Source organism: Pseudophaeobacter sp. 1A16562 (assembly GCF_041008785.1).
Lineage (GTDB): Bacteria > Pseudomonadota > Alphaproteobacteria > Rhodobacterales > Rhodobacteraceae > Phycobacter > Phycobacter gallaeciensis_A.
This window is the reverse complement of the sequence record NZ_JAXGFT010000011.1, coordinates 131,784-155,447: the sequence shown is the minus strand read 5'-3', so window position 1 is coordinate 155,447 and position 23,664 is coordinate 131,784. Positions and strand designations below refer to the sequence as shown.

Genomic DNA, 23,664 nt, shown 5'->3' with positions numbered 1-23,664 from the left:
TTGCATTAAATCTAACAAATGTTAGAATAATCCAAGGAACGTTCCGAATCAAGTTCTTGACAAAGGTTTATCGGAAGAGGAGGACCTCCATGCGAGGGTTGAGTGGAAAACGGGTCATTGTGACCGGCGGTGGAAGCGGCATTGGCCGCGCAGTTTGCGAACGGTTCGGCGAAGAGGGCGCCGAAGTTGCCGTTTTCGATCTGAACAAGGATGGGGCGGAGGAAACTGTCCGACTGATCACCGAGGCTGGCGGGAAGGCGCAGGCCTTCAAGGTAGATATCACCGACCGTAGTCAAGTCGACACGGCGGTGGCCGAGTTCGAATCCGGCGGCCCGATTGATGTGCTGGTGAACAACGCCGGCTGGGACGTCAGCAGAATGTTTCTCGACACCGATGCCGATCTTTGGAAAAAGGTTATCGACATCAATCTTTACGGCCCGCTCAACATGCATCACGCGGTGCTTCCGGGCATGGTCAAGAGCGGCGGCGGTCGCGTGGTTAACATCGCCTCTGACGCTGGTCGTGTCGGGTCATCCGGCGAGGCGGTTTATTCAGCCTGCAAGGGCGGCATCATTTCGTTCACGAAGACCGTGGCGCGCGAGCTGGCGCGCAAAGGTATACAATTGAATGCGGTCGCCCCGGGACCGACCGACACACCTCTGTTCGCTCAATTTGCCGAGGGCGAGGCAGGTCAAAAGATCGCCGAAGGTCTCAAGCGGGCGATTCCGATGAAGCGCCTGGCGCAGCCGACGGATTACCCTGGCATCATCTGCTTCCTGTCGTCGGACGACGCAGGGTTCATTACCGGCCAGGTGATTTCGGTTTCGGGCGGCTTGTCCATGCACGGTTGAAGCCATGACAGCAGCGCCGGACACCAGGCGTTGCTGCCAAACCGTGCCAAAAGAGTTACCTCCCCGACTGGCCGCGCCTTTTGTGCGGCCCTTTTTCATTCTAGAAAGGTTGCGAATGTTTCAGCCAGGCTCTGACATCCAGCGGACAAGCACTCTGACCGCATTTCTGACGGGCTGCGGCATTGACAGTTACGAGGAACTCGTCCGCCGTTCGAATGAAGACCCAGACTGGTTCTGGGGCCGGATCATTGACCATGCCGGGATACGGTTCGCGCGGCCCTACAGCCGGTTGCGAGATATCTCCGAAGGGCCCGAATCGATCCGGTGGGCCGTCGGGAGTACTTTGAATCTGACGGAAACCTGTCTTGACGCCCGAATTGTCGATGGCTTGGGCGACAAGGTCGCAATCGACTGGGTCGGCGAAGACGGAAGCCGCCGCCGCTGGACCTATTCCGACCTTACCGCCGAAGCCTCCCGCGTTGCCTCGGCCCTTGCCACGCGCGGTGTAAGGCCCGGTCAGGCGGTGGGCATCTATATGCCGATGATCCCCGAAATCGAGGCCGCGCTTCTGGGGATTGCCCGGCTGGGCGCGGTTGCGGTGCCGCTGTTTTCCGGTTTTGCGCCTCATGCCATCGTATCGCGCCTGAACGACGCGGATGCCGTGGCGGTGCTGACAGCGGATGCCACACCCCGGCGAGGCAAGCCGGTCTGGATGGAGGCGAGCCTCGCCCAGGCTTTGACCGACGTGCCATCGGTTCATACCGTGATCAGCCTGCGACGGTTCGGCGGTGCGGTAGCCGATCCCGCCCGCGATCTGGACTGGAGCGAAACCGTGGGCCGCGCCAGTCCGGAGCTTGCCGCCGTTCCGGTCAAGGCCGAAGCCACCTTTCTGATCGCCTATACGTCAGGCACCACCGGACGGCCCAAGGGCGTCGTGCATACCCATCTGGGCGTGCAGGCCAAGGCCACGGCCGATTTCCTGCTTTGCCTCGACATGAAACGGGATGACCGGCACCTCTGGATGACCGACATGGGGTGGGTCATGGGACCGCTTACCCTTTTGTCGGTGCTCTTGTCCGGTTCGACTCTGGTGCTGGCCGAGGGCGCACCATCAATGCCCGGCGATCCCTTCAGGCTGTTGCGTCTTGCGTCCGAGATGGAGGTCACGCATCTCGGCGTGGCCCCGACCCTGGTACGGCAGTTCATGACGCAGGATACTGAATCTTTGTCGGGCTACGACTTGTCGTCCCTGCGCATCGTCGCCTCGACCGGCGAGCCCTGGACCGAGGATGCCTGGCTCTGGCAGCTCGATCATATCTGTCGCCGCCGCGCCGTGCCGCTGAACATCTCGGGCGGGACCGAGCTTTTTGGCGCGATCCTGACCTCGACCGTGCTGCACGAGCTCAAGCCCGGCGGATTTTCGGCCCAGGCCCTGGGTGTCGGGGCCAAGGTTCTGCGCCAGGACGGCAGCGAAGCCGCACCGGGCGAGGTCGGCGAACTGGTCGTGACCCAGCCGCCTCTGGGTCTGACCCCGGCCATCTGGGGGGACCGCGATCGCTACCTTGAAACCTACTGGTCCACCTTCCCCGGCCTCTGGCGGCACGGCGACTGGGTGCGCTGCGATCCGGACGGGACATGGTATATCCTGGGCCGGTCGGACGACACGCTGAACATCGCCGGCAAACGCATCGGCCCGCCCGAGATCGAGGCGGCCCTGACCGAAACCGGAGAGGTGGTGGACGCCGCTGCCATCGCGGCACCTGATGACATCAAGGGCGTGGCCGTCGTCTGCGTCTGCGTGGCGGCCCCAAATGTGTCGCCGGACGCGGAGCTCGTGAACCGGCTCAAGGATCGTGTCGGAGAGATCGTCTCGAAGCCCTTCCGCCCGCGCGAGATCCACTTTGTCGAAGCGCTGCCCAAGACCCGCAGCATGAAAACCATGCGCCGTGTCGTGCGTGCCGCCTTTCTCGGTGAAGATCCGGGCGATCTGTCGTCGATCAGCAACCCGGAAACCATTCAGCCCATCGCAGACCTGCAAAAGGAAAAGTCATGATCACTGTTTTCGGAGCCACGGGCACGACTGGCGCGCCCCTCGTCGATACGCTTCTGGCAAAAGGCGCGTCCGTGCGCGCTGTCACCAGCGCCCCCTCCAAGTTAGATGCGCTAAGGGCCAAAGGATGCGAGGCGGTCGCAGCGGATTTCACGGACCCTGCCGCGCTGGCGCGGGCCTGTGACGGGGCAGAAAAGATATACCTGGTCACGCCTGCCCATCTGAACATGCGCCAGTGGAAGGCGAACGTGATCGAGGCGGCCAAGGCCGCGGGCGTGCGCCATATCGTTGTGGCCACGGGGCTTGGCGCGTCGCCCAAGGCGGGGCTGACCTTTGGAAAGTGGCATTCCGAAACCCAGGAGCTGCTGAAGCAAAGCGGCCTTGACTGGACCTTTGTCCAGCCGACCTATTTCATGCAGAACCTGCTGTGGCAGGCCGGCAACATTGCAAAGGACGCCGTGTACTATGACGATCTGGGCGGCCCCGTGGCCTGGATCGACGCCCGCGACATCGCGGATGTCGCCGCCGAGGCGCTGACCGCTCCGGGTTACGAAGGCAAGGCTCTTGGCCTGACCGGGCCCGAAGCTCTTGCAGGGGATGACATCGCGGCCCTTCTGTCCGGGGTGACGGGACGAACAGTGTCGTGCGTGTCCCTGTCGGCCGAAAATGCCAAGGCGGGCATGGTGGCTGGCGGAATGCAGGACGAGGTCGCCAGAGCCATGGTCGAATTGGCTTCCATCGCGCCCAAGGGCTACCTTGCCGGCATCGAGACCACGGTCAGTGATGTGATGGGACGCCCGGCGCGCCGATTTGCCGATTTCGTCGCCGAGAACCGGGATGCTTTCGTCAAGTAACCTGATGGAGCCGCCGCGTTATCTCGAACTGGCTCCGCCTGAGGAAGCGGCCAAACAGATCGACCATTTGTTCGTGTTCCGCGATACCGGTGTGCTGAGCGGTGGTGGACACGGGCGGTTCGCAACCGACCTCTTTACCCTTTCGGTAACGCGCGACGACAGCGGCGGCGGGCGCGTATCGCTGGCAGAACCGCGCCCCTATTTTTCGCCCCGCCCAAGGCCATTCCTGGGTGTCGTGGCCGGGCTGCGACTGTCGTCACGACCGCAGCGATTTCCCGACTCCAAAGGGCTGGACATGCTGGCCTCAGAACTGGCCCGGGTTCAGAACGGGGACGATGACCTGCCTGCGCTCATCGCGGTGCTTGACGGCCTTGCGAGAGACCTGCGCTTTGCCGCACCAACCGGAGCTTACAGCGACCGGACCAAACGTCGAAAGGTGCGGGCGGAAACCGGCGTGTCGCGGCGGCGGCTTGCGACCTTGCGACGCTTTCGCCGGGCTCTCGGGCAGCTTGCGTCAAAGACCCTGCTGCTGAGCGATCTGGCGCTGGACGCCGGATACTACGATCAATCTCACTTGTCCGCCGCTTGCCGGATCTTCGCCGGCAAACCGCCCGGCGCGTTGCGCGCTCTGTCTATTCCGCGTCGTTTTGACCTTTCGCTACAAGATACGCGCCTCAAAGACCGCCTAAGATTGGTCATTGACGAATGAAATCGAAGAGGAAGACCCGCCATGACACAATTCAAACCGAAAAACCCCGACTATGACGCACGCGTGCGCAACAGTTTCGATCGCCAGAAGGTGATGAACACGTTGGGGATCAGCATTGCCGAGTTGTTACCCGGCCGCATCGTTCTGGAAATGGCACATCAGGTTGCACTGACCCAGCAGCATGGGTTTTTGCATGCCGGAATCCTGTCGACAGCGCTGGACAGCGCCTGCGGATACGCGGCCTTTTCGCTGATGCCAGCGGACGCGGCAGTGTTGACGGCCGAATTCAAGATCAACCTACTCAACCCGGCGGACGGCGAACGGTTTCGCTTCGTCGCTGACGTGGTGAAACCAGGCAGGACGCTGACCATATGCGAGGCGCGTGCCTATGCCGTGAAGAGCCAGGATGAAAAGCTCGTCGCAACGATGACCGGAACGCTCATGGCGCTGATCGGGCGGGCGGGGGTCGCGGACTGAGCGCAACCCGGCCGCAGCACATCCGATCCGGGCGGCCGGGCCGATTATTCAGACAGCTGGATCAGCTGTTCCAGCGGCTCGCGACCTCGGCCAACCGTTTCCCGTAGGCGCGCGCGGTATCCAGATCGCCGCCAGCAGGTTCAGACCTGCCAAGCGGTAATGTTAGCCTTTAGCAGTGCGGTCGCCGATTGTCCCTCGTCAGGGTTTTTCGGAGAGCTGAGACTGTATCGTAACGGAGGATCTGGTTCAGTTTCTGTTCAAGTTTATGCGGCAGCGGCCTGATGCTGCAACCGTAATTGGAACGGATGGACGCCCACGGTGCCGATGGGCTGCCGTCACGCCGGAGTTTCCAGTCAGGGCGGAGCTGGCGCACCATTCCGGCCAAGCGCGAGAACTTTCGTGCTGCCTTCGCCGGGTTCGACTTTCGGGGAGTTGCGAACTTTGACGACAACGATATTAAGCGCCTACTTGCCGATGAAGGAATTGTTCGCTATCGAGGCAAGATCGAAGCCGTGATCAACAACGCTCGCCGTACTTTCGAGGTCGTCCAAGAGGAAGGCTCCTTCGCCGCATTCATCTGGCTATATGAACCTGCCAAGGACGACGCACTGCCACAAATGCGGTCCAAATCACCAGCGTCCGAGACCCTGTCCAAAGACCTACGAAAGCTTGGCTTCAAATTCGTGGGGCCGGCCACCGTATATGCATTCATGCAGGCCATGGGATTTATCAACGATCACGCAGAGGTCTGTTGGATGCGAAAGGACGTCGAAACAGCCCGAAACACCCTTCGCACACCGACATAGGCAACTGTCGGCCAATTAACGTGAAAAAAATTCAGGGCCACTTAGCGTGGAAAGTCACAGACAGGTTTCGCGTCAGTCGACCTAGACTTCAGAGCTTTGAGAGTAGCGAGGCCAATTGAGCGGCGTCTTTGGGTTTCAGCTTTGCGCCGATCCTTTCCGACAGAACCCGTTCATAGATCGGCCACATCGCCCTCCTGACAGATTTACCCTTTTCAGAGATAGAAATGTTTTGACCTCGCCCATCTTCCAAGCAGTCCTGTCGGTTCACCAGCCCTGCTTTCACCATACGGTTCAGCAGCCGCGAGGTACCGTATTGGGGTAACAAAATCCGGTCTTTGAGTTCGAATGGCCGGAGTCCGTCCGGGCCAGCCTTCTCGAGTTCGAGAAGCGCGTCATACCATGCAATTGGCGGGTATCCTGCCGATTTCAGAGACGTTTCGACAGCCTCAAGCAAAACGCGGCTTTTAGTCATGAGGGCTGTCCAGGCGGCCTCAGTAGCATGGTCAATCTCGTTCATATCCAGCACCTATCATGTACATGTAAGTGCATCAACCTTGACATCGCATGTGACGCGCTATATATAGATGCAACTGCATCGACATATGGGATCATATCATGTCACAATCGCACCTCACAGAATTTGGGATATTCCTGCTCCGTATAGCACTCGGGATCATGTTCCTGGCGCACAGCCTGTTTCTCAAGCTCTTCATTTTCACACTTCCCGGAACGGCGCAGTTCTTCATTTCGATCGGGCTGCCCGGCTGGTTTGCTTATATGGTCTTTGCAGTCGAGGCGATTGCCGGTGCCCTTTTGGTCCTCGGCGTACAGGCTCGGTGGGTCGCGTCGGCGACCGTGCCCATCCTGGCCGGTGCGACCTGGGCTCACTCCGGAAACGGCTGGATGTTCGGATACGAGAACGGCGGGTGGGAATACCCGGCCTATCTGACGCTGCTTGCCATCGTGCAAGGGCTTCTGGGCGACGGCCGTTTCGCCCTCAGCCCTTCCTTCGCGCCCGGTAACGTGCAGATGGCGGGAGAGACAACATGAGCCTCCACCTCATTAGCCATGCGCTCTGCCCATATGTGCAGCGCGCGGCGATCTCGCTCACTGAGAAAGGTGTCACGTTCGAGAGAACTGACATCGATCTTTCGAACAAGCCCGACTGGTTTCTTGCCATATCTCCGCTGGGCAAGACGCCTGTCCTGGTTGTGGACGGGACGCCGATTTTCGAATCTGCGGTTATCCTCGAATATCTTGAGGATACACAACCCCACGCGCTTCATCCGCACGACGCTCTCGATCGCGCCCGCCACCGTGCCTGGATTGAATTTGGATCTGCTGTCTTGAACGACATTGCGGGGTTCTACTCGGCGCCGAACGAGAAAGCGTTGGAAGAAAAAGTGGCGGCGCTCCGCGCAAAGTTCCTTCGGCTGGACGCGGAGCTTGGGGAGGGACCATGGTTCGATGGCCACCGGTTCAGCCTCGTCGATGTCGTATTCGGCCCGGTCTTCCGCTATTTCGACGTTTTTGACACCATCGGAGAGTTTGGCGTCTTCACAGGGCTTGCCCGTGTAAGGGCCTGGCGACATGAACTGGAGCGTCGGGTTTCTGTGAAGAATGCCGTCAGTGAAGATTACCCGACCCTTCTGCGTGACTTCATCAGACGGCGCAATTCTTACCTGTCCCAGATCATGCAGACAGGAGGGCCGAAGAAGACAGTTACACAGGTGCGATCGGCTGACCGCTGATCACTTGATATCGTTTTGTCGGGCCGCAGTACAGAACCGGACGTTTGAGGTCGCTTGGCGAATGTCCGCTTTGTCCCGCACATCGGATAGTCGCCGACTTTCCCTTGAAGGCCCGCAGCAGCCCCAACCGGCAATTGCCGGCAGTCCATGCCCGTCGGTGCGATGCGCCGGGTTACTGCTGCCCCCACAGCGCAACCGGGAACAAACCACCGATCGCACTGATGAATGGCTCAGGGATCTACGAATCCTCCTGAGCTCAAACACCCGGAAAACCCTAGCCGTGTAGTCCGACAGAGGGCTGCGCTTCAATCGCGGGTCAATCTATCCCAGATGGTGGATCACTTTCAGGGGGTTACTCCAAAGGGCGGGGATAAGAAGCTCGTGGCAACGAGGATAAGAACGCTTTTATCGCTATTGGGGCGAACTGGCGTGGCTGGCTGACGATCGGGTCAGAGCGAAAATTAATCTGCGAGCCGGGCTTCGAGGATATGCCGCTGGATCTTGCCGCTGGTCGATCTGGGAAAATCCTCGAACGCGATGAAGCGAATTTCGCGTGGTCGCTTATAGCCAGCGAGGCTTTCGCGGCACAAGTTCAGCAGCGCCTCGGCATCCGGCCCGTCATCGTCACAGGCGACAAAGGCCACCGGGCTTTCCCCCCATTTCGCGTCGAAGGCCCTTACCACGGCGGCATCGATCACATCGGGATGAGAAAGAAGCACACGTTCGATTTCCGCCGGATAGACGTTTTCACCTCCGGTCTTGATCAGGTATTTCGCCCGATCCACAAAGTCGACGGTGCCGTCCGCATTGCGCCGGAACAGATCGCCCATGTGGAAAAAGCCGTTGCGAAAGTCACGGGCATTGGTGTCGTCGGCGTTCCAGTACCCGGAAAACAGCGTCGGACCCCGAAGCGCCATTTCGCCCGGCGTTCCATCGGGGACTTCGCGGTCGTCGGGATCGACCAGCCGCACCTCGCAAAAGGCGCTGATGCGCTTGGACAGCCGGTCCGGGGTCACACCCGGCGCGATCAGATCGGCGGTTCCCGGCGGCAGGCCGGTTTCGGTCGCCCCGAAGGAATTCAGATAGGGCGTGTCCAGAAGACCGGTCAGTTCCGCGATCTGATGCGGCGGCACCAGATCAGCCATTGCGCCGCAAACCTTGATCCCCTTCAGCGGCAAAGGGTTGGCGTGCCGTTCGTTAATAAAAGCCTCCAGTGCCCCGGGCATCATCACGAACCAGCCGATCCTGTGGCGTGACAGCGCCTCGTTGATGACGGCGGGCTGCAGCCCGTCCACCATCACCACGGTCCCGCCCCGCAGGATCGTTGCCAGCGCATGATCGGTGGAGGCCATGTGGAACATCGGCGCCCAGGCGATGAACCCGTCGCCGGGATCCAGCGCCAGCTGGGCCGCAAAAACCATGGATCGGGCGATATGCGCGCGGTGGCTGATATGCGCCCCCTTGGGCAGGCCCGTGGTCCCCGAGGTATAGAGGATCGTCAGACCGGCCTCGGGGTCGTCAACCATGGTTCCGGTGCGCGGGTCCGGCTCGACCCCGGCAATGGCCGTTTCCAGGTCTGGCCCGACGGTTAGACAGGGTGTCGACGCGACGGCGCGGTAAGCTTCTGAAAGTTCCGGTTCGACAACCGCGAGAACCGGCTCGACCAGATCGATGCAGTGCCGCAGTTCATCGGGGGCAAGCCGCCAGTTCAGACAGGCGACGATCGCGCCGATTCCCGCTGCTGCAAGTTCGACCTCCAGGTATTCTGAGCGGTTATGCGACAGGATCGCGATCCTGTCTCCGGGCGCCACGCCTCGTGCCAGAAATACAGCCGCCAGACGATCGACCCGCTCCAGCAGTTCTGCATAGGTCAGTTTTCTGCTGCCGTCCTCGATGGCGAGGGCGCGGGCGCAGTCATGTGCGCGGGTTCGAAAGATCGAATACAGATCAGCGCGCCCCGCGCGGATGACGTCGGTCAGCATAGTTTCCCCCTTGCCCGAGCCTCGGTTCAGAGATCCTGCGCCAGGCGCACGCCCTCATCAATGGCGCGCAGCGCATCCAGTTCGGCGGCCTCCTTTGCCCCGCCGATCATCGTAACCGGGACGCCGCGCGCTACAACCTCTTTGGCCAGGGCCCGTTCCGGTTCCTGACCGGTGCACAGCACAATTGTATCGGCTGCGATGACCGTCGGGTTTCCGTCCGCGACGATGTGCAGCCCCGCATCGTCGATATGTTCATAGGTCACCCCGCCCATTGCCTCGACCCCATGTTTGCGCAGCGCGTTGCGCAGGATCCACCCTGTCGAAACACCAAGCCCCGCGCCCGGTTTAGCGGTCTTGCGCTGCAGCATGACGACCTTGCGGCGCGACGGCTTCGGTGCCAGAGGGTCGCCCGCCAGGGCACCCGAGGAGACAAACTCGGGGTCCACTCCCCAGGTTTCGCAAAAGACGTCGGAATTCGCGGTCTCGGCGGGTTTGGTCACTAGGAACTCGGCCACATCATGACCGATGCCCCCCGCCCCCATCACCACGACACGGTCGCCCGCCTCGCGGTCACCGGACAGAATTTCGGCGTAGGTCGCGACGCTGGGATGGTCGATACCCGGCAGGTCGGGAATGCGCGGCGTGACCCCGGTGGCGATGACCACATGGTCAAATCCCTCAAGATCGCTCGCCTCTGCCCGCTGTCCCAGACGCTGCGTGACCCCGTGTTTCTGCATCTGACCGGCATAATACCGCAGGGTTTCGTCGAATTCGTCCTTGCCTGGTGCGGCGCGGGCCAGATTCAGCTGACCGCCCAATTTGTCCTGCGCTTCGAACAGGGTGACATCGTGGCCCAGCCGTGCCGCCTCGGCGGCTGTGGCCATGCCCGCGGCACCACCGCCAACGACGGCCACTTTCTTTGGCGTGTCGGTTGGCGTATCCCGGAATTCCGTTTCACGCCCGGCCCTTGGATTGACCAGACATCCGACCGGCCGGTCCGAAAAAATGAAATCCAGGCAGGCCTGGTTGCAGGCAATGCAGGTGTTGATCTCGTCTGCGCGGCCCTCGCGCGTCTTTTTCACGAAATGCGGATCGGCCAGAAACGGGCGCGCCATCGAGATCATGTCCGCATCGCCAGAGGCAAGTATGTCTTCTGCAAGCTGGGGTGTGTTGATCCGGTTCGAGGCGACTACCGGGATCGACACCGCCGCTTTGACGTTGGCTGCCGCCTTGCGCCAGGCACCGCGCGGCACCGGGTAGGCGATCGTCGGCACGCGGGCCTCATGCCAGCCGATGCCGGTGTTCAGGATATCCGCACCCGCAGCCTCGATCTTGCGGGCCAGTGCGGCAATTTCTTCGGCGGGCGCGCCGCCCTCGACCAGATCGGCCGCCGAAATCCGGTAGATGACCAGAAAGTCGGGGCCGCAACGTTCGCGCACCGCGCGCACGATCTCGACCGGGAATCGGTGGCGGTTCGCGGCGCTGCCGCCCCAGTCGTCTTGGCGCTTGTTGGTGTGGGTGACGGTGAATTCGTTGATCAGGTATCCCTCGGACCCCATGATCTCGACGCCATCAAAGCCTGCGGCCAGCGCATTGGCGGCCGCTACGGCAAAATCCTCGATGGTACGGAGAATGTCGGCTTCGGTCATTTCACGCGGGATGAAACGGTTGATCGGGGCGCGGATCGGCGACGGGGCCACACACCCTTCGATCTTGGCATAGCGCCCGGCGTGGAGGAGTTGCGCGCAGACCAGGCTGCCTTCGGCCTGCACCGCCTCGCAGATCGGGCGCAGGTCAAGCGCTTCTTCCGGGTCATCGATTCTCGGACCTTCTGGATCGAATATGCCCTCGGCATTGGGCGAAAACCCGCCGGTGACCAGAATCGCCGCCTCCCCCCGCGCACGCTCGGCGTAAAACGCGATCTGTTTGGCTATGCCGTCAGGCTCGGTTTCCAACCGCGTGTGCATCGACCCCATGATGACACGATTTCGCAATGTATGCTGGCCTGCGCGGATGGGCGAGAGCATGGTTTCAAAGCTTCCATCTGGTCTATTTTTCACTTTGGTTCTCCTCCTCAAAACTGCACTTGATCTACATTCTAACATTTGTTAGATTTTTGGAAAGAAGATTTTCGCTCATGGGGAGGAGCACCGATGCAATTCCAGCCTACAGACGATCAGAAGGCGTTTCGCGAGACCGCAAAGCGCTTCGCAACTGAAAGGCTTGCGCCCACATATCAAGAACGCGCCAGCGGCCATACATTCGACCGTGCGCTGATCAAGGAGATGGGCGCACTGGGGCTGATCGGGGCCGATCTGCCCGAGGAATTCGGGGGTCTCGGCGAAAGCTCTGTCACGTCAGGGCTGATCGTCGAAGAGATCGCCTATGCCGATTTCAACGCAAGTTACGTGCAGCTTCTGGGCTCTCTCATGGGCGGAATGGTTGCCAAACATGCCTCCAAGGACATCGCGTCGGAATGGGTGCCCAAGGTTGTTTCGGGTGATGCGGTCATTGGCCTGGGCCTGACAGAGCCGCGCGGCGGTTCGGATGCGGCGAACCTGATTCTGAGGGCCGAGAAATCCGGCAACGGCTGGCGGCTGAACGGTGAAAAGACATCCATGAGTTTTGCCAGTCAGGCGGATGCGGCGGTCGTCTTTGCCCGTACCGGCGATCCTGATGGCGGCTCACGCGGGGTCAGCGCCTTTTTCGTCGATCTGAACCAGGAAGGCATCAAGCGCACCCATTTTGACGACATCGGCACCAAGCCTGTCGGGCGCGGCTCGGTTTTCTTTGACGATGTTTTCGTGCCGGCTGAAAACATGATGGCGGAACAGGACCATGCCTTTGGCACGATCATGGCGGGCTTCGACTATTCCCGCGCACTGATCGGGCTGGAGTGCCTGGGGGCCGCGCAAGCGTCGGTGGATGAAACCTGGGCCTACGTTCAGGAGCGCGAGGCATTCGGAGCCCCGATCGTGCAGTATCAGGGTGTCAGCTTTCCCTTGGCCGAGGCCGAGACCCAACTGACCATGATGCGCCAGCTTTGCTATTACACGTTGGACCTGCGCGACCGTGGCCTGCCCCACACCTCTCAGGCCGCCATGTGCAAATGGTACCTGCCCAAAACCGCCTGCGAGATCCTGCACCAGTGCCTGATCCTGCACGGACATTACGGCTACACCACCGACCTGCCCCACCACCAGCGCTACAACGATGTGCTCGGCTTGCAGATCGGTGACGGCACCGCGCAGATCCAGAAGCTGGTGATCGCCCGCGAGAAGGTCGGTCGCATGGCGCTGCAGTATGACAAGAAGGCGAAGGGAGCCTCGAAATGAGCGACCCCATCCTCGTCACTTCCGAGGGCAACACCGGCATCATCGAACTGGCCCGCCCCGAGAAATTCAATTGCCTGTCACTTGAGGTGCATGAGCGTATTTCTGTCGCGCGTGCGGAATTCGAGGCGAACCCCGCTATTCGGGCGATCCTCATCCGGGCGCAGGGCAAGCACTTTTGCACCGGTGCCGATCTGGTGGAAGTGAAAGGTAAATTGAACGATCCCGCCGCGCTGGACCATTTCATCGCCTTTGGCATGAACAACCTGCGTGCGCTCGAAACCTCCTCCCTCCCTGTCGTGGTGGCAGTGCAGGGGTTGTGTCTGGCCGGCGGGATCGAACTGATGCTGGCATGCGATGTGTGTTTCGCGGCCGAAAGCGCCCAGTTTGGCGATCAGCACGCGCAATTCGGGCTGATTCCCGGTTGGGGTGGCTCGCAGCGGTTGACACGGTTGATGGGGCAGCGCAGGGCGCTCGACCTGATGTTCTCGGCCCGCTGGCTCAAGTCGGACGAGGCCAAAGAGGCCGGATTGGTCAACTACATCGTGCCGGATGCGGACCTGCACAAGTCTGCGCTGGAATACTGCGAGAAAATCGCCACCCGTTCACGTCCCGGCATCGCCGAGATGAAGCGGTTGGCGCGCGAAGGCGCGGACCTTGGTATCGACCAGCAGATGCGGCTTGAGCGCGATGCCGCCGTGCGCGCACTGCCCAGCGATGACGTGGCCGAGGGCCTCGATGCATTCGAGAACCGGCGCGCCCCCGAATTCAAGGCTTGAGGACGAAGCATGGATTTCATTTTGAACGACGAACAACGCCAGATTTACGACTATGGCGGCCAGCTGGCGCAGAAGTTCGACAACGATTACTGGCTGAGACACGCACGCAAGCACGAGTTTCCGCACGAAATGTTCCGCCAGATCGCCGATGACGGCTTCCTCGGCATCATGGTGCCCGAGGAATATGGCGGCGCGGGCCTTGGTATGACCGAAATGGCCCTGTTCATGGAGGGCACCGCCAATCACGGCATTCCTCTTTTGATGATGGTGGTCGGGCCGACCATGTCGCTGGCCCATATCGCCAGCCACGGGAGCGAGTTCCACAAGAAAGAACTGCTGCCGGCTGCCTGCCGCGGTGATATCCAGTTCTGTTTCGCGATCACCGAACCGGGGGCCGGGTCTAACACGATGAAGGCCACTACGCTGGCCAAGCGTCGAGGCAACCGGTTCAGCCTGTCGGGCGAAAAGACCTTCATCACCGGGGCCGAAGTGGCCGACTACTGCCTCGTGGTGGCGCGGACCAAACCGCATACCGAGGTCAGCCGCAAGACCGACGGCTTTACCCTGTTCGCCGTGGATCTGAAGAAAAAAGGCGTCGACAAGCAGCGGGTGAAGATCTCGATCCCCCTGCCCGAGGAGCAGTGGACACTGTTCTTCGACGATGTGGATCTCGGCCCCGAGGATGTGGTCGGCGAGGTGGACGAAGGGTTCTCGATCCTGTTCGACAGCCTCAACCCCGAGCGTATCATCCTGGCCGCCTTGTGCTGCGGCATCGGCCGGTTCGCCCTGAACAAGGGCGTGGCCTATGCCTCCGAGCGCAATGTGTTCGGCCAACCCATCGGTGCGCACCAGGGCGTGCAGCATCCGATGGCCAAGGCGCACACAGCGGTCGAGATGGCCAGTCTGATGACCCGGCGCGCGGCATGGGAGTTCGACAACAAGCTGCCTGCCGGTGCGTCGTCGAACATGGCGAAATATGCCGCCGCCGAAGCCGGGATCGAAGCGGTCGACGCGGCGCTTCAGGCGCATGGTGGATCGGGCTTTACCGAAGATACGGGACTTTACGAAATGTACCCGCTGGTCCGCCTGCTGCGCACAGCGCCGGTGAACCGCGAACTGTGCCTGAGCTTTATCGGCGAAAAGGTCATGGGCCTGCCACGATCCTATTGATCGCCACGGCTTGGAACGGAGAACGACATGCAATTTGGAATGCGCTTCCGGCGGGAGGATGCCGCCGACAAGGTAAATGATCGCTTCTGGCACGCGATCGAGGGCACGCCGCTCGACGAGGTGCGCCGTATTCAGGAAGAGCGGCTGCGTGACCAGATGGCCTATCTCAAGTCGAATTCGACCTTCTATCAGGAAAAGTTCGCCGACGCCGGTGTCGATTTCGACGAGATTCGCAGCATCGAAGACCTGCAGAAGCTGCCTTACACCTACAAGACCGAGATCCGCGAAAGCCTTGCTGCGGAACCGCCCTTCGGCAAGCACCGCGCGGCACCAATGTCGGACATCATCCAGATGCAGGCCTCGTCGGGCACCACCGGCAGCCCCTCGTATGTGGCCCTGACCGAATCCGACGCCGAAATGTGGCACGAGATGACGGCGCGCTGCTTCTTCGCCAACGGGGTGCGACCGGGCGATATGGTGTTGCACGCGTTTTCGCTGGCCAAGGGCTTTGTCGGCGGCATCCCGGTGATGCAGGGATTGCAGTACATGGGCACGATCGATGTGCCGGTGGGGGCGGATGGCGGTGCAGAACGTCTGCTGCGCGCCTGCGCAGACACGCGGCCGCGTTGCGTGGTCGGCGCTCCGAACTTTGTTCTGCACCTGGCCGAAAAGGCTCCCGAGGTGCTGGGATGCAAGGCCAGCGAACTGGGTATCGAGCGCGTGATCGTCGGCGGCGAACCCGGCGGCGGCATTCCCGCAATTCGGGCAAAGATCGAAAAGGCCTGGGGTGCGAAATGCACCGAGATGCTGGGCGGCACCGATCTGGGCGTGACATACTGGGCCGAGTGCGACGCCCAGTCGGGTATGCACATGGTCAACATGGACTATATCATCACCGAATTGCTCGACCCCGAAAGCGGCGAAATCATCCCCTGGGAAAAAGGTGCCGAGGGCGAGATGGTCTATACCGCGCTCGGCCGCCAGGCGAGCCCGCTCGTGCGGTTCCGGTCAGGCGATTATATCGAAGTGATCGATACCGAATGCTCCTGCGGCCGCACCGGGCCGAAGATCCGCTGTACCGGCCGGACCGACGACATGCTGATCGTCCGGGGGGCCAATGTCTTCCCGTCGGCGATCAACAGCGTCATTACCGAAATGGTGCCGGACACCAATGGCGTCATGCGCATCGTGGCCGATTTCGAGGGCCACACCACGCAGGGCGCGCTGACGGTGATTGTCGAACGCGGCCCCAATCGCGATCCGGCCGATGACGTCACCCTCAAAAAGAAAATCGAGCAGCGCCTGCGCGAATCCTTGGTCTTCAAGGCCGACGTTCACCTGGTTGCGGCCGACACTTTCGAAAAACCTGGCGCCGCCAAGGTCGCCTTCGTTCTCAGGAAATATCCAGACCTGCCATGACTAGAATGAAATCCCTTCTCGACACCGCGTCGGACGACTTCCGCGCCAACGACGTGTCTTACCGCGAAAAGGTCGATGAACTACATGCCCTCCGGCTCTTACAGCGCGTCGGCGGCCCCGAAATGGCGCGCAAACGTCATGTGGACAAAGGCAAAATCCTGCCGCGCGAACGGATCGAACGACTGATCGACCCGGGCACACCATTTCTGGAACTCGGCGAGTTGGCCGGACTGAATATGCACAAGGGAGTTCCACCCGGCGCCGGCATCATCACCGGTATTGGCGTGATCGAAGGCCGTCAGTGCATGATCATCGCCAATGATGCCACCGTAAAGGGCGGCACCTATTTCGGGATCACCTGCCGCAAACACGTCCGGGCACAGAAAATTGCCTGGAAAAACCGCCTGCCCGTCATCACCCTCGTGGACTCCGGCGGTGCCTTCCTGCCCGACCAGGCCAACCTTTTCCCCGACGAAGGCCAGTTCGGCTCCATCTTTCACCAACAGATCGGCATGTCTGGCGATGGTGTGCCGCAAATCGCCGTGGTCATGGGGCCCTGCACCGCGGGTGGTGCCTATATCCCCGCGCTCTGTGACGAAGTGGTGATCGTGCGCGGTCAGGGCTTTATGTATCTAGGCGGACCGGAATTGACCTTTGCCGCAACCGGCGAAAAGGTCGAAGCCGAAGAACTGGGTGGCGGCAAGATGCATTCGTCCGTCTCCGGTGTGACAGACCATTTGGCCGAAGATGACGCCCACGCTCTGGCCATCACGCGCGAAATTGTCAGCCATCTTGGCGAAAAACCCCAACCCCGCAAGACGCCCGAAACGCCCCGTGCGCCCGCCTACCCGGTCGAAGAGATTTATGGACTCATCAGCCGCGACCCCAAGGTGCCGACCGACAACCGCGAAATCGTGGCTCGGTTGGTCGATGAGAGCGATTTTCACGAATTCAAACCGCTTTATGGCGACACGATCATGACCGGCTGGGGCCGCATCCACGGCCACGAGGTCGGTATTCTCGCAAATACAGGCGTGCTTTTCGTCGAAGCCGCACTGAAGGCCACGCATTTCATCAATCTCTGCGTCCAGCGTGATATTCCGCTGCTGTTCCTGGCCGATGTGAACGGCTTCATGGTGGGCCGCGAGGTCGAGCAGATGGGCATTGCCAAGGCTGGCGCCAAGATGATCACGGCCATGTCTTCGGCCCGGGTGCCGAAATTCACCATTATCACCGGCGGCTCCTATGGGGCGGGATACCTGGCCATGCTGGGCCGCCCGTTCCAGCCGGACGCAATGTTTGCCTGGCCGACGGGACGGTCGGCGATCATGGGGCCGGAACAGGCCGCCAGCGTGCTGGCTCAGGTCCGCGCGCAGATCAACGAACGCGAAGGCAAAAGCTGGACCCCCGAGGAGGAGGAAGCCTTCAAGGCACCGATCCGCAAGGAATACGAAGATTTTCAGGGAGCCTATAATTTTGCTTCCAACCTTTGGATCGACAGCGTGATCGAGCCCTGTGAGACCCGTGATGTCATGGCGCTGATGCTGGATGTGACATCGCGCAGACCCAAGGTCGATACCAAATTCGGCGTGTTCAGGATGTGAGGAGCGAACCGTGAAAATCAAGACGCTTCTGATCGCCAACCGCGGCGAAATTGCCTGCCGGATCGCGCGCACTGCGCGGGCCAGCGGTATCATTCCCGTCGGCGTGCATTCGCAGGCCGACGCCAATGCCCTGCATGTCCGCGAGATTGGCAAATCTGTCTGTATCGGCGCCGGACCTGCATCCGAGAGCTATCTGAAAATCGACGCGGTGATTGCCGCTGCGCAATCAGTGGGCGCGGATGCGATCCATCCCGGTTATGGCTTTCTGGCCGAAAACCCCGATTTTGCTCGTTCGGTCGAAGCCGCCGGCATGATCTTCATGGGGCCGACGCCTGAAACGCTTGAACGTTTCGGCGACAAGGCCAGCGCCAAAGAGGCCGCCGTGGCGGCCAGCGTCCCGGTGATTTCGGGCGCCGAAGGTGCGCGGTCCGATCCCGAGCAGATTGCCGAGGAGGTGCGCCAAATGGGCCTGCCGGTGCTGCTCAAGGCGGTCGGCGGCGGTGGTGGGCGCGGACAACGGCTCGTCACTGACGAAACCACGCTGGTCGAGGACATCGAAGGCGCGCTGCGCGAAGCAAAATCCACCTTCGGCTCCGAAGGGCTGCTGTTGGAGCGTTTCCTGCCCGAGGCGCGCCATGTTGAAGTGCAGATCGCAGGTGACGGCAAAGGCCATGTGGTGCATCTGTTCGAACGCGATTGCACGCTTCAGCGCCGCCACCAGAAGGTCATCGAGGAAGCCCCGGCCTGGGGTCTGCCCCGAACGCTTCTGGACGACATCGCACGCGACGCGGTGCGCTTGGGCGAAACGCTGGACTATCGCGGGCTGGGCACGGTCGAATTTCTGGTCGCGGGTGGCGAGTATTTCTTCCTTGAGGTGAACCCGCGCATTCAGGTGGAACATCCCGTCACCGAAGCGATCACCGGGCTGGACCTTGTCGCGCTTCACCTGCGGATTGCCGAAGGCGCGGGCCTTGGACTGGTGCAGGACGATCTGACGATCAACGGCCACGCGGTCGAGGCGCGGCTTTACGCCGAAGATCCGGCGATGCAATTCGCCCCGTCGACGGGCACGCTCTCCACGCTCAGCCTGCCATCGGGCCTGCGCATCGACAGCGGCGTCGAAGAAGGCGATGCCGTCACGCCCTACTACGACCCGATGATCGCCAAGCTGATCGTGCACGCGCCCGACCGGGAAACCGCATTGGCACGTCTGGCCACGGCGCTTGATCATGTCGCGGTCGAAGGTGTCGAGACCAATCGCGCCTTTCTAACGGCGCTGGCGCGAAACCATGAATTCGAACGGATGCAGGTGCATACCCGCTGGATCGACGGCAGGCTGGATGAGCTGACACAGGCACCCGGCCTGACCCGCCCCGATCTGTGGAAGGCGACCGCTGCCATTCTCTTCGTGACCCAGTCGCGCAGCGACACAAACGCCAATCCCTGGACCAACCGTGATGCCTTTACCGGCTGGCGGCTTGGACTGGGCGGCGATGCGATTGAAGCGGGGCAGCGCGTGACGCTTACCGATTCTGACGAGGTATCCGAAGAACTGCGCGTCAGTCCTGTCAAACCGGGTGCCAAGTACACCATCCATTCGGAGAAAGGCGAGGCGCTGATACTGTCGGCACGTGAACTGACCCCGGGCCGTTGGCGTGTCGGCGAAGGCGACACCGTCCATCTGATCGACGCGCGCCTGCACGCGGGCGTGATCGAACTGGATACGCCCGAAGGCCGCCTGGTATTTCGGCCCGCCGCGCCCCTTGCCTTTGCCGGCGACAATGCCGCGGCGGATCGCGCCGTGACCTCTCCGCTGACCGGCATGATTGTCGAAATCAAGGTCTCCGATGGTCAGAGCGTGGCCGAAGGCGACGTGGTCGCGGTCATGGAATCCATGAAACTCGAAATCTCGATCCGGGCGGCCGCGGCCGGGATCGCCAGCAATATATCCGTCTCGAATGGGGACATGGTCGATCGCGGCCAGGTCATCGCCGAGATCCTGCCATCCGAGGAGTGATGAAATGAGCGACTTTCCCAAATTCGTAGAATTTCGTGAAGAAGGCCCGCGTGAGGGTTTTCAGATCGAAAAGAAGATTTACCCGATCGAAGAGCGGATCGAACTGATCGACATGCTCAGCGAAACCGGCTTGAAACGCATTCAGGTCGGCAGCTTTGTCAGCCCGAAATACGTTCCTCAGATGGCGGACACCGGCGAGTTGTTCCAGCGTATCAAGCGCAAACCGGGCGTGAACTACACATCGCTGTGGCTGAACGACAAAGGGTTTCGCAAGGCCCTGACCGCGCATGAGGTCGATATCGACCCGCGTCTGCTGTTCTATCCTTCCGAAGCATTCGCCCAATCGAACAACAATTGTTCCTCGGCCGAGATGCGGGAAAAACAACGTGACTGGGTCCGTCTTTACAAGGAAGAGGGATATACCGTCGACGCGGCCTATGTGATGACCGCCTTCGGCTGCAACCTCGAGGGCCCCATCCCCCAAGAACGCATCTTGGACGATTTCCGCTTTATCCTTCAGCTATGCGAAGAAGAGAACATCCCCGTGCCGATCCTCGTGGTCGCCGACACCATGGGTTGGGGAAACCCCGAGGCGGTCAAACGGATGATCGGCGCCCTGCGCGAATTGGCGCCCGAGGCGCGCATCGGTATGCACATCCATGACACACGTGGGCTGGGGATCGCCAACGTTTATGCGGCCCTGTCGATGGGCGTGGACATGTTCGAAAGCTCCGTCGCCGGTCTTGGCGGCTGTCCTTTCGCGGGCCACGGCCACGCGCGCGCCGCAGGAAATGTCTGCACCGAGGATTCAGTGTTCCTGTGTCACGAGCTCGGCATCGAAACCGGCATTGATCTGGACAAGCTGATCGCAGCGGCGGTCAAAGCAGAAGAGATCATCGGTGTGCCGCTCATGGGCCGGGTCATGCACACCGGCGGGTTGGACAAATACCGCAAGTCACGCTGAGGGAGCAAGAAGATGACAAAAGCACTTGACGGAAAGGTCGTTCTGGTCACCGGGGCCGGCGGTGGGATCGGGCGTGATATCGCCTTGATGGCAGCCGCAGAAGGCGCCGCCGTGGTGGTCAATGATCTGGGCGCATCCCTGAAAGGCACCGGTCAGACAGAAACTGCGGCGCAGAAAGTCGTCGAAGAGATCAAGGCGGCGGGCGGCGATGCGATCGCCGATGGCGGCAACGTCACCGATCCGGACGCCGCGCGCGCGATGATCGAGGCGGGTGTCAAGGAATTCGGCCGCATCGACGCGGTGGTGAACAACGCCGGCATCCTGCGCGACGGGTTCTTCCACAAAATGACCTACGAGGATTTCGACGCGGTGGTGAAGGTCCATCTCTATGGCGCCTTCAACACCAGCCGCGCGGCGGCCGATTATTTCCGCGAGCAAGAGGGCGGTGCTCTGGTGCACATGACCTCGACCTCGGGGCTGATCGGCAATCTGGCGCAGGCGAATTATTCGGCGGCAAAGCTGGGCATCGCGGCCTTCTCGAAATCGGTAGCGCTCGACCTGAAACGCTGGAACGTGCGGTCAAACTGCATCGCGCCCTTCGCCTGGAGCCGGATGATCTCGTCTATCAAGACAGACACCCCGGAACAGGTGGCACGGGTCGAAAAGATCAAGGAGATGACACCGGCCAAGGTTGCACCGATGGCCTGTTTCCTGATGAGCGACCGCGCGGCTGACGTGTCAGGACAAATCTTTGCGGTTCGCAAGAACGAGATCTTCCTGTTCAACCAGCCCCGCCCGGTGCGGTCGGTTCATTCCGATGATGGCTGGACCGCCGATGAAATCGCCGAGCGCGCCATTCCCGCGCTCAAATCACAGTTCACGCCGCTCGAAGTTTCGGCGGATGTCTTTTCGTGGGATCCGGTTTGATGGGAAAACGCAAAGAAAAAATCAGCTCCGACATTGCCTGGAGCACCTCTGACAAGATCAGCGTGCGTGGGCTCGATCTGCCCAACGAGATCCTGGGCCACATGAACCTCGGCGATCTGGCGTTTCTGCAGTTGACGGGTCGCAAGGCCACGCCCGAGGAAAGCCGCGTCTTTAACGCTATCGTCATTACCTTGGTCGAACATGGTATCACGCCCTCGGCCCTGGCGGCGCGGATGACCTATATGGGGGCGCCGGAATCGCTTCAGGCGGCTGTGGCGGCTGGCTTGTGCGGGCTGGGCACCGTCTTTGTCGGTTCTATGGAGGGTGCCTCGAAGATGCTTTACGAGGCACTGCCACAGGACAAGTTGGGCACCGGTGTCGATCTGGATGCGCTGGCCGTCGAGACGGTGGAAAAATTCCGCGCCCGCAAGATGATCGTGCCGGGGCTGGGCCATCCGGTGCACAAGCCGGTCGATCCGCGCACACCTCGCCTGTTCCAGATCGCTGCCGAGAACGGCAAGTCCGGTGAATACATCGAGTTGATCCAGAAAATTCAGGCCGTTGCCGAAGAAAAATCGGGTAAGATGCTGCCGATCAACGCCACCGGGGCGATCGGAGCGATCTGCTGTGAATTTGGCTTCCCCTGGAAGATCGTGCGGGGCTTTGGCGTCATGGCACGCGCCATCGGTCTGGTCGGTCATATCCTCGAAGAGAGCGAAAACCCGATTTCCTATGAGCTTTGGCAGCGTGCCGAGCAGGAAATTCTTGAAACGTCGGGTCCGGGAGCGAAGTAACCGATGCAGACGTCAGCCCCAGACACTCACACCGATCTGCGCGACGCCTTGCGCGCACTTTGCGCGCAGTTTCCGCCAGAGTATCATCGCAAGTTCGGCGAAGACGAAACCTACCCCGAGGAATTCGTCGATGCGCTGACCCGCGAGGGCTGGCTTGCCGCGATGATCCCAGAGGAATACGGTGGCTCGGGTCTGGGGTTGACCGAAGCCTCGATCATCATGGAGGAGGTGAACCGCTGCGGCGGAAACGCGGGCCATTGCCACGGGCAGATGTATAACATGGGCACGCTGCTGCGGCATGGTTCGGATGAGCAAAAGCAGAAATACCTGCCCGGCATCGCCAGCGGCGCGTTGCGCCTGCAATCCATGGCCGTGACCGAACCGACAACCGGGACCGACACCACCAAACTGAAGACCACCGCGGTCAAGAAAGGTGACCGGTATGAGATCAATGGCCAGAAGGTCTGGATCAGCCGTATCCAGCATTCCGACCTGATGATCCTGCTGGCACGCACCACGCCGCTGAGCGAGGTCAAGAAAAAGTCGCAGGGCCTGTCGATCTTTATGGTCGATCTGAAAGAGGCTATCGGCAACGGGATGGAGGTCCGCCCCATCGCCAATATGCCCGGCCACGAAACCAATGAAGTGTTTTTCGACAACCTGGAAATCCCCGCCGAGAACCTGATCGGCACCGAGGGGCGCGGGTTTTACCATATTCTTGACGGGTTGAACGCCGAACGGACCCTGATTGCGGCGGAATGTATCGGTGATGGATACTGGTTCGTCGACAAAGCCCGCGCCTATGCCGGTGACCGCGTGGTCTTTGACCGTCCCATCGGCCAGAACCAAGGCGTGCAATTCCCTATCGCCAGGTCTTATGTGAACATCGAGGCCGCCAATCTGATGCGCTTTGAAGCCTGCAGGCGGTTCGATGCTGGGCTGGATTGCGGAGCACAGGCGAATATGGCTAAGCTGCTGGCTTCGGAGGCCAGCTGGGAAGCGGCCAATGCCTGCATTCAGACCCATGGCGGCTTCGGTTTCGCACGGGAATACGATGTCGAGCGCAAGTTCCGCGAGGCGCGCCTCTATCAGGTCGCCCCGATCTCGACCAACCTGATCCTGTCATATGTCGGAGAACATATCCTCGGCATGCCAAGATCGTTCTGAAGGCTAGGATT

General features: G+C 61.1%; 21 protein-coding genes. 18 read left to right on the top strand and 3 right to left on the bottom strand.

The window, feature by feature from the left end; all coding sequences use genetic code 11:
• Positions 1-89 precede the first annotated feature (89 nt).
• From SM764_RS16155 to SM764_RS16130, 6 genes are all read left to right on the top strand, one after another.
• Positions 90-851 (top strand): glucose 1-dehydrogenase, encoded by a 762-nt coding sequence (locus SM764_RS16155; protein WP_152467136.1) that lies wholly within the window; start codon positions 90-92, stop codon positions 849-851.
• Between the two features lie 115 nt (positions 852-966).
• On the top strand, positions 967-2,904 hold the full coding sequence (locus SM764_RS16150; protein WP_197918524.1) for an AMP-binding protein: 1,938 nt from the start codon (positions 967-969) through the stop codon (positions 2,902-2,904).
• Positions 2,901-3,755, top strand: coding sequence for an SDR family oxidoreductase (locus tag SM764_RS16145; protein WP_152467134.1), 855 nt, complete (start codon positions 2,901-2,903; stop codon positions 3,753-3,755). The genes SM764_RS16150 and SM764_RS16145 overlap by 4 nt, the downstream gene beginning before the upstream one ends.
• A complete protein-coding gene (locus SM764_RS16140; protein ID WP_152467133.1) occupies positions 3,739-4,464 on the top strand; it encodes a helix-turn-helix domain-containing protein in 726 nt (241 codons plus the stop codon). The genes SM764_RS16145 and SM764_RS16140 overlap by 17 nt, the downstream gene beginning before the upstream one ends.
• A gap of 21 nt (positions 4,465-4,485) precedes the next feature.
• On the top strand, positions 4,486-4,941 hold the full coding sequence (locus tag SM764_RS16135) for a PaaI family thioesterase (protein ID WP_152467132.1): 456 nt from the start codon (positions 4,486-4,488) through the stop codon (positions 4,939-4,941).
• A gap of 305 nt (positions 4,942-5,246) precedes the next feature.
• Positions 5,247-5,747, top strand: a complete 501-nt coding sequence (locus tag SM764_RS16130) for a DNA-3-methyladenine glycosylase I (protein ID WP_136340201.1) — start codon at positions 5,247-5,249, stop codon at positions 5,745-5,747.
• Between the two features lie 88 nt (positions 5,748-5,835).
• On the opposite strand, the gene SM764_RS16125 is transcribed toward SM764_RS16130, so the two are convergent.
• On the bottom strand, positions 5,836-6,264 hold the full coding sequence (locus tag SM764_RS16125) for a MarR family winged helix-turn-helix transcriptional regulator (RefSeq protein WP_232237122.1): 429 nt from the start codon (positions 6,262-6,264) through the stop codon (positions 5,836-5,838).
• Positions 6,265-6,362: 98 nt separating this feature from the next.
• On the opposite strand from SM764_RS16125, the gene SM764_RS16120 reads away from it, so the two are divergent.
• Together SM764_RS16120 and SM764_RS16115 are read left to right on the top strand one after the other, a co-directional pair.
• Positions 6,363-6,797, top strand: coding sequence for a DoxX family protein (locus SM764_RS16120; RefSeq protein WP_036051600.1), 435 nt, complete (start codon positions 6,363-6,365; stop codon positions 6,795-6,797).
• Positions 6,794-7,498: a glutathione S-transferase family protein gene (locus tag SM764_RS16115; protein WP_043753650.1), complete on the top strand. Its 705-nt coding sequence runs from the start codon at positions 6,794-6,796 to the stop codon at positions 7,496-7,498. The genes SM764_RS16120 and SM764_RS16115 overlap by 4 nt, the downstream gene beginning before the upstream one ends.
• Positions 7,499-7,959: 461 nt before the next feature.
• On the opposite strand, the gene SM764_RS16110 is transcribed toward SM764_RS16115, so the two are convergent.
• Both SM764_RS16110 and SM764_RS16105 read right to left on the bottom strand, forming a co-directional pair.
• On the bottom strand, positions 7,960-9,480 hold the full coding sequence (locus SM764_RS16110; RefSeq protein WP_152467131.1) for a class I adenylate-forming enzyme family protein: 1,521 nt from the start codon (positions 9,478-9,480) through the stop codon (positions 7,960-7,962).
• A 26-nt stretch (positions 9,481-9,506) separates the two neighbouring features.
• Positions 9,507-11,507, bottom strand: coding sequence for an NADPH-dependent 2,4-dienoyl-CoA reductase (locus tag SM764_RS16105; protein WP_152467196.1), 2,001 nt, complete (start codon positions 11,505-11,507; stop codon positions 9,507-9,509).
• A gap of 126 nt (positions 11,508-11,633) precedes the next feature.
• Here SM764_RS16105 and SM764_RS16100 point away from each other — a divergent pair, with 126 nt between their 5' ends.
• Genes SM764_RS16100 through SM764_RS16055 form a run of 10 tightly spaced genes read left to right on the top strand, consistent with a single transcriptional unit; the run spans position 11,634 to position 23,653 of the window.
• Entirely contained in the window at positions 11,634-12,815 is a 1,182-nt protein-coding gene (locus SM764_RS16100) for an acyl-CoA dehydrogenase family protein (protein WP_043753664.1), read from the top strand.
• Complete coding sequence (locus tag SM764_RS16095) at positions 12,812-13,591, top strand: enoyl-CoA hydratase/isomerase family protein (RefSeq protein WP_027264403.1); 780 nt, start codon at positions 12,812-12,814, stop codon at positions 13,589-13,591. Before SM764_RS16100 ends, SM764_RS16095 begins: the two co-directional genes overlap by 4 nt.
• Before the next feature lie 9 nt (positions 13,592-13,600).
• Positions 13,601-14,761: an acyl-CoA dehydrogenase family protein gene (locus SM764_RS16090; protein ID WP_027264402.1), complete on the top strand. Its 1,161-nt coding sequence runs from the start codon at positions 13,601-13,603 to the stop codon at positions 14,759-14,761.
• 27 nt (positions 14,762-14,788) lie between these two features.
• The gene (locus tag SM764_RS16085; protein WP_136340197.1) at positions 14,789-16,180 is read left to right on the top strand and encodes a phenylacetate--CoA ligase family protein; all 1,392 of its coding nucleotides are present in this window, start codon (positions 14,789-14,791) and stop codon (positions 16,178-16,180) included.
• A complete protein-coding gene (locus SM764_RS16080; RefSeq protein WP_152467130.1) occupies positions 16,177-17,784 on the top strand; it encodes an acyl-CoA carboxylase subunit beta in 1,608 nt (535 codons plus the stop codon). Before SM764_RS16085 ends, SM764_RS16080 begins: the two co-directional genes overlap by 4 nt.
• Before the next feature lie 10 nt (positions 17,785-17,794).
• Positions 17,795-19,801, top strand: a complete 2,007-nt coding sequence (locus SM764_RS16075) for an acetyl/propionyl/methylcrotonyl-CoA carboxylase subunit alpha (protein ID WP_152467129.1) — start codon at positions 17,795-17,797, stop codon at positions 19,799-19,801.
• A 4-nt stretch (positions 19,802-19,805) separates the two neighbouring features.
• Positions 19,806-20,765: a hydroxymethylglutaryl-CoA lyase gene (locus tag SM764_RS16070; RefSeq protein WP_152467128.1), complete on the top strand. Its 960-nt coding sequence runs from the start codon at positions 19,806-19,808 to the stop codon at positions 20,763-20,765.
• 12 nt (positions 20,766-20,777) lie between these two features.
• On the top strand, positions 20,778-21,692 hold the full coding sequence (locus tag SM764_RS16065; protein ID WP_152467127.1) for an SDR family NAD(P)-dependent oxidoreductase: 915 nt from the start codon (positions 20,778-20,780) through the stop codon (positions 21,690-21,692).
• On the top strand, positions 21,692-22,486 hold the full coding sequence (locus SM764_RS16060) for a citryl-CoA lyase (RefSeq protein ID WP_152467126.1): 795 nt from the start codon (positions 21,692-21,694) through the stop codon (positions 22,484-22,486). Before SM764_RS16065 ends, SM764_RS16060 begins: the two co-directional genes overlap by 1 nt.
• A 3-nt stretch (positions 22,487-22,489) precedes the next feature.
• Positions 22,490-23,653, top strand: a complete 1,164-nt coding sequence (locus tag SM764_RS16055) for an acyl-CoA dehydrogenase family protein (RefSeq protein ID WP_152467125.1) — start codon at positions 22,490-22,492, stop codon at positions 23,651-23,653.
• The last annotated feature ends 11 nt before the right edge of the window (positions 23,654-23,664 follow it).